The following is a 14,165-nucleotide window of genomic DNA, read 5'->3' on the forward strand; positions in this document are numbered from 1 at the left end:
GGATTGCCGTTTATTCCTGTAGTTTTAGGACTGTGGACTAAAATTACCAACGTAGATGTCTAACATTGGCTACCTATAAGTAGCTTTGTCTAGGTTTCCACAGCGGGGTAGATTTTTTGACAGCGGAGGGTACGCAGGTTTTGGCGGCGGGCGGGGGGACTGTCGCCTTTGCGGGGCCGCAGGGGGATTACGGGAATTTAGTGGTGGTGAACCATCAGGCGGGGAAGCAAACGCGCTATGCTCATCTGAAAGATATTTCGGTGAAAGTTGGTCAAAAAGTGCGATCGGGAGAAATTTTGGCAACTGTGGGGATGACGGGAAAACGCGATACTCCCCAACCTCATTTGCATTTTGAAGTTCGGTACAATTCGGGTTCCGGTTGGGTGGCTGAAGATCCGCTGCTTTATTTGCCCGCTACTGTTGAAAGATAAGATGGACGGTTGAATTATTTATTCAACCGCCAATATTCTTCTGTATGCTTTGATTTAGTAAAAGCCCGTGATGGGATTTGAACCCATGACTTCCTCCTTACCAAGGAGGTACTCTACCCCTGAGTTACACGGGCATAAAAGATTAAAAATTTTAATTTAACATTTTTAATTTTTAACTTTTATTTAAATTGTGGTGGGCCGGGCTGGATTTGAACCAGCGTAGGCGTAGCCAGCGGATTTACAGTCCGCCCCCATTAACCGCTCGGGCACCGACCCATTTGTACCCACAGTTAAACAATGTAGCACCTTCATCTTAATTTTGCAACATTACATTTAAAACTCTAATCATTAAGTTCCGAACACATAAGCCAGTTAGCGGTAGAGGGGAAAATTGAATACCCTTTAAGGGGCAAAAATAACTTGTTTTTGGCTCTGCAACAGATATACCAGAATCTTTAGAGTCACGTATTCTGCCCGGTTGAGTTTTTTTTCTAGATGGCTCTGGTAAAATTGAGGAAACATTATTTCTAGATGGGGCCATTTAACAATTTCGACCCCATGTTTTTTTAACTCAAGTTGGATAAATCCGCCACTGGTGGGGCTTTTGACGGGGTTGTCACCACGTCAAGAGTGCGGCTAATAATAAAATCCGCGATCTCAATCAGAGGTTCAGCTTTTTCCCCAAAGGTTGCCAGTTCGGCCTTAGCCGCCTCTACCAATTGTCTAGCACGGCGTTCAGATTCCTCAATTCCCCACCAACTCGGATAAGTCACCTTTACTGCCTGCACATCCTTGCCAGCAGTTTTTCCCAACTCCTCTTGAGTCGCAGTAATATCCAGAATGTCATCAACAATCTGGAAAGCCAACCCAATATTCTGACCATAGCGAGATAACCGTAGCACATCACTAGGCGTTGCCCCAGCAAGCATAGCCCCACAAACCACAGAAGCTTCTATAAGTGCACCTGTTTTGTGAGTGTGGATAAAAGTAAGAGTTTCCTCAGAAACCTCTGAAACTCCCTCCGAATCAAGATCGACTACCTGCCCTCCCACCAATCCCGTCGCTCCAGCAGCGCGGCCCAAGTGAGCAATAACCTGCAACACCTGCTGAGGTGGTACATTCTGCGTTTTAGCGGCAATCAACTCAAAAGCATAAGCCAAAAGACCATCCCCAGTCAAAATAGCGATCGCCTCGCTATAAACGTTATGGTTGGTCAGTTGACCGCGCCGATAGTCGTCATGATCCATCCCTGTCAAATCATTATGGATCAGCGACTTCCTGTGGATCATCTCCAAAGCACAAGCCGTCGGCATCGCCATTTCCACAGTCCCGCCAATCAGTTCGCAGCTTGCCAAACACAGGATCGGGCGCAAGCGCTTACCCCCCGCCAACAGTGAGTAGCGCATCGCCTCATAGATTTTCTCAAGATCCGTGACGACGGGAACGGCACTGTCGAGAGCCATCTCGATATCCGCGCCCCGTTCGGCTAGGTAAACCGATAAGTCGAAAGAGGGTTCCGGTTGGGGCGAATACGTTTGATTTACCAATATCATTTCTTGTTTTTTTGTAATTGTTCTAATGTGAGCTAAATTGAGCCACCAGCCAGCCGCTTCACCGGACATTCAAGCCGTAGGCACTGGGAATAGAGCACTTCAATTAAGCATTCTACGAGCCTTGTGGCACATACGATGCTAACCCACATTCCGCACCCGCTTAGTATCACACAGTATAATTACTCACAACAATCGATTTTTAAAGTAATAAATTATGCCTTTCAAAAAGTTATTCACCGCAAATATGCGCTACAAAAGTATAATTTCAAACTTAATTACTCGATAAAAATAAGCAAAAACCGATTGTGATAGTTGAGGGTGCTGAATGTGGGTTACAAGCTCCAGCTACTGTAGTTCCTGAACTTGGAATATGCTGTAGTTTAAAAAGCTGGGCAACACAGGTTTTGGCATACCTAATCTTTGTGAGAACTGCTATAAAGCTTTAATTGCTGTTTGCTTGTGGGGTGGACTAATAGCACAAACACAAAATCAAGGAACGCTTAGCGCCCGATCGCCACATCTTCCAGAATACCAAGGGCATCAGGGACGAGGACGGCGGCAGAGTAGTAGGCGGTGACGAGATAGGAGGCGATCGCCTTTTCATCGATACCCATAAATCTCACCGATACACTCGGTTGATATTCGTCCGGGATACCCGTTTGATGTAGCCCAATTACACCCTGATCTTCCTCACCAGTCCGCAACACCAGAATCGAGCTGGTCTGGTTCTTGGTAATCGGGATCTTGTTACAGGGCAGAATCGGTACATTGCGCCAAGTAATTACCTTGGTTCCATTCATATCAATGCTTTCTGTAGAGATACCCAGACGGTTGCACTGCCGACTAAAGGCGGCAATAGTTTTAGGATGAGCTAGGAAAAACTTCGACTTCCTCCGACGGGTAATCAATTCATCCAAATCGTCAGGGGTAGGGGGGCCGCTGCGGGTGTGGATGCGCTGTTTCAGGTCAGCATTGTGCAGCAACCCGAATTCCCGATTATTGATCAACTCGTGTTCTTGCCGTTCCCGCAATGCCTCGACTGTCAGCCGCAATTGTTGTTCCGTCTGATTCATCGGTTCATTGTACAGATCGGAAACGCGAGTATTGACTCGCAACACAGTCTGGGCAATGCTTAACTGATATTCGCGGGGGGAGAGTTCGTAATCAACGAAAGTCCCTGGCAACTCGGTTTCCCCAACATGACCCGCAGACAACGCGATTAAAGCTTCACCATGCTTATTCTGTGGTTGTTGGGCACGAATCCTCAACTGCTCAACATGAGCCTGCAAAGCCTCTGACCGATCGATCGCTTCCCGAAACGCCTGTTGTGGTAGCGCCAATACCGTGCATCGGGTGACAGCCTTAATTGTGAACTTCCAAGTGCTTTCTGACTGCACCAACTCCCGATCGCCAAAATGGTCGCCATCCGCCAGCCCATCCAGCAGAGGCTCCTCACCATACTTGCCAACAACCGTCTTGTTGACCTTGCCATGAGCGATTAAGAACAAGCGATCGGCTGGCTGACCTGACTGCACGATGATGTCACCGGGCGCGAACTCCTGTTGCACAAACCTACTAGCCAAGGCGCTCAACACTCCAGTGTCGTTAAACCCTCGCAGCAATGGCAACTGACAAAGTTCTTGGGGAATCACCTCCACCACCGTTCCAGTGTTGCTGAAAGTCAGTCGCCCATCAGCCACGGTATAGGTCAACCGACGGTTGACTCGATAGGTGCCACCCTTCGTCTGCACCCACGGCAACATCTTCAACAACCACCGAGGTGTAATTTCCTGCATCTGCGGTGCAGATTTGGTGGTTGTTGCCAAATTTCTAGCGGCGGCTGTACCCAAACTCAGTTGAGATTGTCCGCTCTCAACATCAGAACCCGAATCATTAGAATAAGTCATTGCCTCATCCTCTAGTTACTAACAAAAGTGCCTGCTCAAATAATTAAGAGGTTAAGGCAATAACACTTTTGTCAATGAGTAATTACGTTCGATTTTAAGCGTAATTACTTATTGACAAAATTCGTTTACCTTAACCTCTCAGGAATATTTAGCGCCCGATTTCGACATCTTCGAGGATGCCGAGTGCGTCAGGAACTAGCACCGCTGCGGAGTAGTAGGCGGTGACGAGGTAGGAGATGATGGCCTTTTCACTGATGCCCATGAAGCGGACAGACAAGCTAGGTTGGTATTCATCTGGGATACCAGTTTGATGTAAGCCGATCACCCCTTGTTTTTCCATACCAGTACGGAGCAAGAGGATAGAACTGGTGCGGGCCTTGGTGACGGGGATCTTATTGCAGGGGAAAATCGGTACGCCGCGCCAAGCTGTCACTTGAGCGCCGTTCATATCTATGCTGGTGGGATACACACCCACGCGGTTGCACTCGCGACCAAAGGCAGCGATCGTGCGGGGGTGAGCTAGGAAGAATGCCGGCTCCTTCCATACCGTTGCTAGCAATTCATCCATGTCATCGGGACTAGGTGTGCCGCTAGCGCTGTGGATGCGCTGTTTGAGGTCGGCATTGTGCAGCAACCCGAATTCCCGGTTATTGATCAACTCGTGTTCTTGACGTTCTCGTAATGCTTCGACGGTCAGCCGTAATTGTTGCTCGGTCTGATTCATCGGTTCGTTGTACAAATCTGCGACCCGTGTACTTACTCGTAACACGGTTTGAGCAATGCTCAACTCATATTCGCGGGGAGAAAGATCGTAATCAACGAAGGTTCCTGCTAAGGGAGTCTCTTCAGCATGATCCGTCGCCACTTCAATGGCGGCTTCACCTTGAGATGTTTGGGGCTGACTCTGGAGGGCGCGGAACCGATCGACATGAGTACGCAATTCCTCAGACTGACCCATCAGTTGCTCAAATGCCTGTTGGGGCAGCGACAACACTATGGTTCTGGTAACAGCCTTGAGTGTGTAATGCCAGGTGTCCTCGGACTCTACCACAGTTCGATCGCCGAAATGGTCGCCGTCGGCAAGCACATCCACAACGACTTCATCGCCATACTTGCCAGCACCAATCTTGTTCACCTTGCCATGAGCAATTAGGATGATGCGATCGGCAGCCTGACCCAGCTCAACTATGATGTCGTCAGGGGCGTACTCCTGCTGCACAAATTGGTTCGCCAAGGCGGCCAACACATCAACGTTGTCAAACCCTCGCAGCAATGGCAACTCGGTGAGTTCGTGTGGAATTACCTGCACCGTTGCGCCAGTGTTGGTGAAAGTGACTCGTCCATCACCCACGGTATAACTCAACCGACGGTTGACGCGAAACACACCACCTTTTGTCTGTACCCACGGCAACAGCTTCAACAACCACCGGGATGTAATTTCCTGCATCTGCGGTGCAGATTTGGTGGTGGTTGCCAAATTTCTGGCGGCGGCTGTCCCTAAACTTAACTGGGGTTGTTGACCTTCAACATCGGGACTCGAATCATTAGAATATGTCACAATTTAATCCTCTACGTTTCTGGTTACTAAACAATTACTCGGTCTCACTAGACCGAATGCTCACAAAAAAAACACAACAGAAAAACTTATTTTCCTACAAAATGGTCGGAATTGTTTGACGAAATATTGCTAGAGCAACTGCTCGCGCCGACCAAGGATACAAGCCTTGCAGCCGAAGTCCCCAGTCCTGTCGGCCCGTTGAGCAGCCGCACTATTGGGGAAGCACTATTACGCAATTCAAATTCCTTGTAGCGGTCTACCGTTATATGCCACCTGAGTACGCCGCACATCCACTGTTCTAATTTCTCAACGTATTCGAGTAGTTTCTTGCGGGTACTTTCATCCAGGTTGAAATCATCGAACAGGGCAGGCAATTCAGTGGCAACAATGTGTTGAAACTGTTGCGCCCGCGCCGTCATCAGATTGTTCACAATCTCGACAGCCTGGGGGATATCGCAGTTGAGGAAATTCTGCACAACCAGCACGCAGTTATGGATTTCGCCCTCGAATTCGATTTCTTTCTGGTAGGAGAAGATATCGTTGGTGAAACAGGAAAAGTCGGCGGCGGAATTTTCCAGCGATCGCATTGGTCGGCTATAGTAAATTTCCAGCGGAATCTCGCCGCCCTGGGATAGTCGAGACAGGCTCATGGTCAAATCCGAGCCAAAGGTCTTTCGACGCATCTCAATATAATCGATCGGGTCTGGAATCCGATTTTGCACTTGGTTAGCCAGTTCCCACACCCAACTATCTGTCATATCCTGAATCGCGCGGCGGAACTCAGTCCGGGCGGTAGAGGACATCGGGCCAGCGGTGCGAGACCAAATATCTGCCAAGCCCATTTCTACTGGATTAGTCGGCACGGCGGGAGGTGTGGAGTCGTCCAGAGGCATGAACGCCCCTAGTCTGGCGTTGAACACTTTTGCCCCAATTAGATCCCGTTGGTTGCCGTAGATAGCCGGGAAGTAATCATCAGCATAGGTTCCCCAGACCAGCCAGCAGGCAGTCAGATTTAGCTCGTCGGCCGATCCTTTGGAATGGATCAAGGCCCCGCATAAAGCCACGTCAGCCACATCAAATTTATGGTCATTCCAGATGAAAGCATCGGGAATACCCGGTAGCGATGCCAGCATCCCCATCCGCCGCGCCCATTCCTTAGAATGCTTCCGCGCCGTATCCAGATTGGGATTCAGCGTGGTAGAGAAGGGCATATAAAACTTCGGCAGTTTCACTGGCCCGACAGGCTTGTATGGCGTATGAGTAAAGCTCTTGAACCTCCCCAAACCCAAGGTGGCGTATAACGATTCGATCCGCGTCGCCGATGTGCCTAGCCCTGTGGGCCCTCCCAGAGTTAGCGTAGGAGTCGAAGAATTATCCGCTTCCGTTTTGTTCATGTAGCGGCTGGATCTCATGTGCCACTCGTGACCCCCAGATTGCCAGTCCTGAAGTCCCTTGATATATAGCAGAACGCTTACCTGCTCTGCGGGGTCTATACCGTACTCCGCAAACAGGGAGGGCAACTCAGTGACAGCAGTGTTGTCGAACTGGTATAACCGCGAGCTTAACAGTTCGTTGGTCAGGTTAGCTGCCTCTTGGGTACTGATATTCAAGAAGCGCTCCAAAACCAACACGCAGTTGGAATTCTCCCCTTCTTCTTCGACTTCTCTCTGGTAGGAGAACAGGTCGTTGCGGAGATGCACCCCATCGGCAAAGGTGTCTTTCAGCACCCGCATCGGTCGAGTGGCGGCAATTTTCGCCGGAACTTCTACAAAGGCGGCGTGTTCCACCAGATTCGCAGACCAGGGGGCACCGCCCACTTTGCGCCGCATCTCGATATATTCGATCGGGTTGGCAATCCGATTCTGGTTGATATTGGCGAGTTCCCACATGGACTCTTCCAAGAGGTGCTTGGTACTCTCAAAGAAGCGCTTCCGCCATTCCACAGACTTAGTAAAAGCGGTGCGAGACCACAGGTTTGCCAAGCCGCGCTCTACGGGGTTGGTGGGAACGGGAGGGGTGTCGGTGGGGTACACTGGCATGAATGCTGGGAGTCGATCGAGATACTCCTTTGCCCCTGCCATATCTTGGCTGCGTTTGTAGATTTCTAGGAAGTGGTCGTCGAAGAAGAACACCCAGACATACCAGTCGGTTACTAGGTCAAGCTCTGTTGCTGGGGCATCTGGATGGGTATAGGAACAAAGCAAGGCGTAGTCGTGGGAGTCAAACTTGCGCTCATCCCAAATAGGCTCGCCTTGGGCTTCTTCTTCTGAGCCAAGTATCCCCATCTCGTAGGCCCAGGCCTTGGAATGCGATCGCGCTGCTTCCAGGTTTGGGTTGAGCCTCGCCGGCCAAGGCATATAAAAGTCTGGGAGTTTGAAAGGTTGCATGATCTGCGCTTCACCTTTTATGATCGGGTCTTCTTGTTGCTGTTTTTCTTCTGAATCCTGGTTAACGATACCCCAAAAAGGTCGTTGCTGAAACTATAATTGGCTAAGCGAGGCACTGTCCCATCCTTCAATTAGTGAAGCAGCAAGCGGAGCGATCGCTTCAACATCAAGGGCAGACTTGGAGTAGCACAAGGTCTTGCGATGCAACCGCGCCAAGTAGTGCCGCCACAGAGTGTTCTCTCCCTGGCGGGCGTGTCATATACGTCTTGCTCACAATCTGGTCTCCTTCTGAGCAATGCTTTCTAGGTTTTGCGTTCTATTCGTCTTTTAGCTGAAGGTGTAGGCTGATTGCAGCGCCCACCAGATGAGGAAGCCGATGCCGCCGCCAAGGACGATCGCCGAAATGGCGATCGCGATCGGGCTGTCAGCTCCCTTGAACTTCATGATTCCGCGATTTAAGTCTGACATGAGCAGTGTTCTCCCACAATTGCAGCTTGATTGTAGCTTTGCTTTCGGCGGATGACGGTCAAAAACAATGCAATTACTGATTTTTTTAAGAATCGGGCTGCTCGAATTTTAGGCTGGCAGAGGCATTGGGGCGCTTTGACTGGGTTTATGAAAAAAAAACTTACAAAAAAGACTTGACAAATCCCCAGAAGTGAGAGATTATATTTAAGTGCGCAGGAAATGCGGGTGTGGCTCAGTGGTAGAGCGTCACCTTGCCAAGGTGAATGTCGCGCGTTCGAATCGCGTCACCCGCTTTGAAAAATCAAGAAAATAAACAAAACCGGAAAGTATCGCAAGAAACTTTTCGGTTTTGCTTTGATAATGGTTAAAAATACCTAAGTTGATGGTAAAATTGAGTCCAGAACTTGCAAGTAGAAATTGTCGATCGGGCGATCGCTCGGAACAGGCAGTTACAAGTCTTAATTGGGCAGAATTGAAAAGTCTGATTAAGTAGATGTGTTAACGATTATTTTTGCAAAAACGCTTTTTTTATCCGATCGCCCGTGCCATCCCAAAAAGCTCCAAAGATTGACTTAAACGATGAGTACCCCTGCCCTTGCCGGCGGAGGGGTCGTCTCGTGCCGATAATACTGACAGAAGCCTTTGGCTGCAACCGTTGTCAGCAAATATTTGTGTTGGACGAAAGCGGACACGTGATCGAGCAACTATCAACAAACTATCCTTACAAGCAGGCTTGGCGATGGACTGGCGAGCACTGGAACAGAGCAAATCCGGGTTTGAAAGCCCACTACTTGCCCCTGGCCCTGGGGATGATTTTGGTGCCTATAGTGATTTGGTTGCCCCTGGCGCTACACTCGCCGGGCCCAAATGTTATTCTGTGGGCAATGGTCGCTGTGCTGCTAGCAATGCTGCCGGCGTTGATGGTATGGCTAGCTTACAGGCGTTAATTAAATGATCATAGAGGATTTTAGCCATTCATCAGAGGGGGCAAATGTCGCCCGCCACGCTTATCAAGCTTCTATGGAGTTGGCGGCGACAAAAAGTACGGATCGCGCTGCTGGTTTGCAGGCGATGGCGATCGCACTCAAACGCCGCCAAAATGACATTTTAGAAGCAAATACTCTGGATCTAGAAGCGAGTCGCGATATGGCGATTCCTGAGTTGATTGTGGAGTGGCTGAAGCTGACACCCGAACGGATTAAGACAACTGTCCAAATTCTGGAACGGTTGGGGGAAATGCCAGATCCGATCGGCAGGGTGATCAATGCTTCTTATCAGGTCGATCGCTGTCAGGTATACTGTCAATCGCTGCCGTTGGGGGCGATCGCGCTAATTTACGAGGCGTTTCCAGAGTTGGGGGCGATCGCGGCTGGCTTGTGTCTCAAAAGCGCTAACAGCTTGATTCTCAAAGGTGGCAGCGAAAGCTGGCAAACTAATGCTGTAATTGGAGAAGCTTTGATTTCGGCGATCGATGAGGTCGGTTTGCCGTCAGGATGTTTGCAGGTACTCCCGCCGGATCGGGGCGCTTCGATCCGAGATTTGGTCACTCAAGACCAATATCTCAATTTAATTATTCCCTACGGTAGACCGAGTTTGGTGCAGCAGGTGGTAAGGCTGTGCACAGCGCCAGTGTTGCGATCGGCAATGGGCAATTGTTACCTCTATTGGTCGCCGACTGGTAGTTTGGAGATGGCAAGGTGGATGATTTTGGACAGCCATCAAAGTGTCCCCGATCAGGTAAATGCGATCGAGAAAGTGTTGATCGATCGCAACCAAAAGCCTTCTTCCTTAGTCAGGCTGTGGAATAGTTTAAAAGAAAAAGGCTTTAAAATTAGCGCCGACGCGGATCTCGTCGCAGATTTCCCAGAGTTGAAGCTGGCGGAACCCTACGAGTGGACTCAACCTTATTTAAACAAAACCATCGCGTTTAAAGTTGTTGATAGTCTAGAAAGTGCGATCGGCTGGATCAACCGCTACAGCAGTGGCCACGCTGACTGCATCGCCACTGAATCTTACCTAGAAAGCCGCCAATTTGCTCTGGATGTGAACAGCGCCTCTACTTTTATTAATGCCTCGCCTCGGTTTTGGCGCTATCAAAATCAGGGAGATGCGATATTTTTGGGAATGTCCAACCAAAAAGGCTATCGTCGAGGATTGATCGGGCTAGATACGCTGACGACAATTAAAGAAATTGTTCAAGGTAACGGACAATTTTAAGGAGTTATGTTCTCCGGCTTAGCTGTTGAATGGAATTTAAGAGAGAGCATCTTTTTTAAACAAACTTTGTAGTGAGGAGTTCAGTCCTATCAGTCGGCTTTTAGTAAACAAAGACTAATAGCCGTACTACGAAAAAAAATTATTGTAGGCGATCGATCGGAGATGACATGAGATTCCAAATCTAGAGCAATAGGATATATTTTTGTGGCTTGATTTGATTTTCTATACGGCTGAGAATTAAAAACTTCCAATAATTACGTTTTTATGATATAGCAACTGCCACATCGGTGAGGACATAAATAACCGGAATGAATAGAGCCGATACCCGTCAAACATCAATAATTTGATTCCCATTATGCAACTGTCAACTGTCAACTGCTATATGTGTCAAACGTCTGGGTAACAGTTATAAATTTCACAAAATCATGATTTGCCAATCCTAAATTATCACAAAGTCGATATAATTAAAAAAGGAAAAACAATCTGACTGAAATTAGGGTGTAATTAGCAAACAATGAATTCAGAAAAAATGCTCATTTCTTCAGACGAGACAGTCGATCGCGAAACGCTAATTAATCAATCGACATACATTAAAAAATTGCGTCCGCTGCTGCCACCAGAGGCTTTTGAACCCGATCCTAGCAAGTTAACAATACTCTTAATCAATCTGGGAATTTTATTGTTGGGATGGGGGATTGCCGACTATCTCGATCGCTGGCCTGTCTATCTTTTATGGCTTTACTTACCTTTAGCCGCGATTATGGGCAATAGTATCATAGTTTTGCTATTTAGCTCCCACGACTTGATGCACGGTAGCGTTCAGAAAAAGTCTTGGCTGACTTATCCGATCGCCTTTTTAGGTCTAAGTATGCTATTGATGCCACCCACTCAGTGGAAATCCCTGCACAACCTCGTACACCACAATACCACAAATTCCTTAGCAGACCCCGATCGCAATTACCTGTACCAGCAACCGGATACTTGGGGAAAATGGATTCAAAATTTATTTGTACCGTCGGTAGAAGTCAATCCGCTGTGGTTGATTGTCGGAATGGCCGGATCGTGGACAGTGCATAACTTCCGCAACGTGTCCTCGGTGTTGTTATTCAACGATAAATCTGTGGATTACGTACCGGCTGCGTTTACAGTTAGTCCGAAAGATCGATCGACAATCGCCCTAGAATGTCTGGGAATCCTAGGAATTCATCTCAGCATCTTGTTTTACCTAGACTTTAACCCGATTAAAGTTACTCTGGCGTACATTTTGCCGATCGCACTTGGTCATGCAGGAGCAATGTTTTACATCTACACCAACCACATGGGTTGCCGGATGACCAGCATTAATGACCCGCTGATCAATAGTGCTTCGCTGCGAGTTCCTAAAATATTTGACCTGCTGCACTTGAATTTTTCCTACCACACAGAACATCACATTTTCCCCAGCATCAACTCAAACTATTACCCGATGGTGCAAGAATTGTTACAAATTCACTATCCCGATCGGATGAATTTAATTGATGCTGGAGAAGCTTGGCGGTTGCTTAGGGAAACACCCCGGCATTACAAAGATGAAGTAACCTTCACTGATTCATTAGGAGAAATGTCCGTGAATTGCAGTATTCTGGAAGAATACAAAGGCTGATTTAGTCATGTTTTAAAAGTAAGGTGCGCCCGCGCACCCACGGCTGGTACTTGATTCTTCAGTCCGTGAAGGCGGACTTCGTTTGACAAGAAGCGGTTTCAACCGCCGACTCTTTGTTTGTATAGAGGCGGTTTTAACCGCCGAGTAGGATCAGCGGTTTTTAACCCGGATTTGGTATTACATACTGATGCTATTGATCACTAAAGAAGGTTTGAGAGCAATATATGGCACTAATCGCTTTTTATTGTTGGCATCAATCTTCTGTTCTGCGATATTCAAATCTTGCTGGAACTGTCTGACTAACTGTTGAATGGGAGTTCCCTCAAAAACTTCGTCGAAGGTGGCACGGTAGAGTTCTCGGAAAGATCTATCGTAATAACCCAAACGGTCATATTTATAAGCTGACAAAGTAAACAGAATTTGCAGTTGGTCTGCCGCTCGTTTGTAGGGCGGAAGCAACTGTAGAAGCTTCTGTTCCGTCATTACTTCTGGAATATCTGGCTTGAGAATTGCCGGAATATCCCGGTAGGCAGCCAAAGGCATATTGGCGGCAAAACTCATGTATTGATGCTGGGTGTAATTCACAGCCGAATGCTGCGGCCCGCAGGTAAAAATCACTGTTGTGACAATTTCAATCAATTGTTGAACATCGTCAATGCGCTGTGGCATTCCTTTGACTTTACCCCCTGTATCTGAGGATAATTCTTGCGCCCAGCGTTGCAGTTCGCTATCCTCTGCAATTGTCTCCTTCGTCGGGTAAAAGTAGTTGAGATAGCCGGATACAAAGGTTTTAATTGCGTTCCAAAGCAGCAATCCATCATCTCGGTAAGGGTAGTGAGGTAGTTGAGTTGTGTTGTCCATTTCCCGATTTTTAAGTTCGGTTGGGAACGCAAATTGATCGAGACTCCAGGTAGTGCAAGCTTCTCTGCTGATTTCGATCGTTTCTGCCAAGGTTCCTGCCAGCAACTCATCAACTGGGCCTCCAGAACTGATCAACTGAGTGCGTGCGAGATTGTTGTTGGTCAACATGAAGCGGAAGTGGGGTTTGAGCAGTAAGCTGAGGGGATGATTTTCAGCTAACTGTCGGGCTGTGACGATCGCGATCGGTTCCATGACAAGATGGGTTCGACCTAAATGCGAGCTCATTTCGTGGTGATTGGCATCTGCTATCTGCACGCAGACTTTGGCAAACAACCAATCCAGGGGCGGATCGGATGGCGTGTAGATATGGCTGCCCGGTTTGGGGTCTAGTTGAATGGCAATGGGTGCCATTTCACCGCGATCGCGCACTCCCGTCCACCGCCAAGCGAAGAAAGCACGGGGTTTCGGCAAGTATTTCCTGCCCTTTTCATAGGTTCCTCCTTGAATTCGAGCAGGCGTGCGATAGTTTGGGTCAGTACCTGTGTAATCGGCAATGTAAATACTTTTTTCCCGTAACAGTGTGGGGAGCTCCAATAATGGCTGCGCGGTTGCCAGTTTTGTGACGATTTCTGCGCGGGGATCGCTGGGATCTAAGAGGCGGAGCACCAGCGGATTTGCCCCAGACAAGCGCTGTTCGGCAAAAGAGCGATCGGTTTGGTAAGTCTTTGCAACTTGAGGCAGCCGCAGCACGGGAAAGAAGTCTTTATAGTCTTGGAGTTCGTCGAGAGGATCTAGAAAAGATCTCGCCTGGACTGCCAACATATTTACAGGAAGTTCAGCGGTTGCTAGTATTCGTTCTCCAATATAGTCGCTCGAAAAATTCTCGATCGCTGGCACGCTTTTTAATAATGCCAAAGGTGATAAACTGTTATAGTCAAACTGATAAGCTTGTTGCTGGCGAGTTAAGTAATCGGTGCGCTGTTGTTTGTTCAGATCGTCTTGAGGAAGGGAAGGTTTCATGATTTTTACCAGTTATTAAATTTCACCCTTGTTTTTTAGTAACATATAGGTAAAAATTACCACTAAACGAGGATGGGATGAACTGAATTTTGTGACTATATAATAGAACTTGATACTATCA

Annotated in this window: 9 protein-coding genes, 3 tRNA genes and 2 pseudogenes; 5 read left to right on the plus strand and 9 right to left on the minus strand. The window is 48.1% G+C overall.

What is annotated here, in order from left to right; all coding sequences use genetic code 11:
* Window positions 1–95: 95 nt before the first annotated feature.
* Window positions 96–431, plus strand: a pseudogene (locus tag QUB52_RS09960) (M23 family metallopeptidase); the annotation flags it as partial.
* A 62-nt stretch (window positions 432–493) separates the two neighbouring features.
* Here the strand turns inward: QUB52_RS09960 and QUB52_RS09965 are convergent.
* The 8 genes and pseudogenes from QUB52_RS09965 to QUB52_RS10000 all read right to left on the minus strand — a co-directional run bounded on the left by QUB52_RS09965 (window position 494) and on the right by QUB52_RS10000 (window position 8,304).
* Window positions 494–565: transfer RNA gene (locus QUB52_RS09965), tRNA-Thr, on the minus strand.
* Between the two features lie 57 nt (window positions 566–622).
* Window positions 623–707: transfer RNA gene (locus QUB52_RS09970), tRNA-Tyr, on the minus strand.
* A gap of 290 nt (window positions 708–997) precedes the next feature.
* Window positions 998–1,984, minus strand: coding sequence for a geranylgeranyl diphosphate synthase CrtE (gene crtE / locus QUB52_RS09975; protein WP_332973113.1), 987 nt, complete (start codon window positions 1,982–1,984; stop codon window positions 998–1,000).
* A 500-nt stretch (window positions 1,985–2,484) separates the two neighbouring features.
* Complete coding sequence (locus QUB52_RS09980) at window positions 2,485–3,891, minus strand: family 2B encapsulin nanocompartment shell protein (protein WP_332973083.1); 1,407 nt, start codon at window positions 3,889–3,891, stop codon at window positions 2,485–2,487.
* 148 nt (window positions 3,892–4,039) lie between these two features.
* The gene (locus QUB52_RS09985) at window positions 4,040–5,449 is read right to left on the minus strand and encodes a family 2B encapsulin nanocompartment shell protein (RefSeq protein ID WP_265233250.1); all 1,410 of its coding nucleotides are present in this window, start codon (window positions 5,447–5,449) and stop codon (window positions 4,040–4,042) included.
* An 86-nt stretch (window positions 5,450–5,535) separates the two neighbouring features.
* Window positions 5,536–7,836 carry a family 2 encapsulin nanocompartment cargo protein terpene cyclase gene (locus tag QUB52_RS09990; RefSeq protein WP_265233249.1) on the minus strand — a complete coding sequence of 767 codons (2,301 nt, stop codon included), beginning with the start codon at window positions 7,834–7,836 and terminating at the stop codon, window positions 5,536–5,538.
* A gap of 131 nt (window positions 7,837–7,967) precedes the next feature.
* Window positions 7,968–8,125, minus strand: a pseudogene (locus QUB52_RS09995) (IS1 family transposase); the annotation flags it as partial.
* Between the two features lie 38 nt (window positions 8,126–8,163).
* Window positions 8,164–8,304, minus strand: coding sequence for a hypothetical protein (locus QUB52_RS10000; RefSeq protein ID WP_265233248.1), 141 nt, complete (start codon window positions 8,302–8,304; stop codon window positions 8,164–8,166).
* 221 nt (window positions 8,305–8,525) lie between these two features.
* Between QUB52_RS10000 and QUB52_RS10005 the strand changes: the two genes are divergently transcribed.
* From QUB52_RS10005 to QUB52_RS10020, 4 genes are all read left to right on the plus strand, one after another.
* A tRNA-Gly gene (locus QUB52_RS10005) sits at window positions 8,526–8,597 on the plus strand.
* Window positions 8,598–8,846: 249 nt separating this feature from the next.
* Window positions 8,847–9,251, plus strand: a complete 405-nt coding sequence (locus tag QUB52_RS10010) for a hypothetical protein (RefSeq protein WP_265233247.1) — start codon at window positions 8,847–8,849, stop codon at window positions 9,249–9,251.
* Window positions 9,252–9,255: 4 nt separating this feature from the next.
* Window positions 9,256–10,521 carry a glutamate-5-semialdehyde dehydrogenase gene (locus QUB52_RS10015; RefSeq protein WP_332966231.1) on the plus strand — a complete coding sequence of 422 codons (1,266 nt, stop codon included), beginning with the start codon at window positions 9,256–9,258 and terminating at the stop codon, window positions 10,519–10,521.
* 529 nt (window positions 10,522–11,050) lie between these two features.
* On the plus strand, window positions 11,051–12,163 hold the full coding sequence (locus QUB52_RS10020) for a fatty acid desaturase family protein (protein WP_321161488.1): 1,113 nt from the start codon (window positions 11,051–11,053) through the stop codon (window positions 12,161–12,163).
* Window positions 12,164–12,340: 177 nt separating this feature from the next.
* On the opposite strand, the gene QUB52_RS10025 is transcribed toward QUB52_RS10020, so the two are convergent.
* Complete coding sequence (locus QUB52_RS10025; protein WP_265233244.1) at window positions 12,341–14,044, minus strand: lipoxygenase family protein; 1,704 nt, start codon at window positions 14,042–14,044, stop codon at window positions 12,341–12,343.
* Window positions 14,045–14,165: the final 121 nt, after the last annotated feature.

This window comes from Microcoleus sp. A6-C6 (assembly GCF_036705955.1).
Lineage (GTDB): Bacteria > Cyanobacteriota > Cyanobacteriia > Cyanobacteriales > Microcoleaceae > Microcoleus.

Excerpts from the sequence above, each read along its gene's own strand:
- crtE (WP_332973113.1), bottom strand. The coding sequence starts at position 1,984 with ATGATATTGGTAAATCAAACGTATTCGCCCCAACCGGAACCCTCTTTC.
- QUB52_RS09980 (WP_332973083.1), bottom strand. The coding sequence starts at position 3,891 with ATGACTTATTCTAATGATTCGGGTTCTGATGTTGAGAGCGGACAATCT.
- QUB52_RS09990 (WP_265233249.1), bottom strand. The coding sequence starts at position 7,836 with ATGCAACCTTTCAAACTCCCAGACTTTTATATGCCTTGGCCGGCGAGG.
- QUB52_RS10000 (WP_265233248.1), bottom strand. The coding sequence starts at position 8,304 with ATGTCAGACTTAAATCGCGGAATCATGAAGTTCAAGGGAGCTGACAGC.
- QUB52_RS10015 (WP_332966231.1), top strand. The coding sequence starts at position 9,256 with ATGATCATAGAGGATTTTAGCCATTCATCAGAGGGGGCAAATGTCGCC.
- QUB52_RS10020 (WP_321161488.1), top strand. The coding sequence starts at position 11,051 with ATGCTCATTTCTTCAGACGAGACAGTCGATCGCGAAACGCTAATTAAT.
- QUB52_RS10025 (WP_265233244.1), bottom strand. The coding sequence starts at position 14,044 with ATGAAACCTTCCCTTCCTCAAGACGATCTGAACAAACAACAGCGCACC.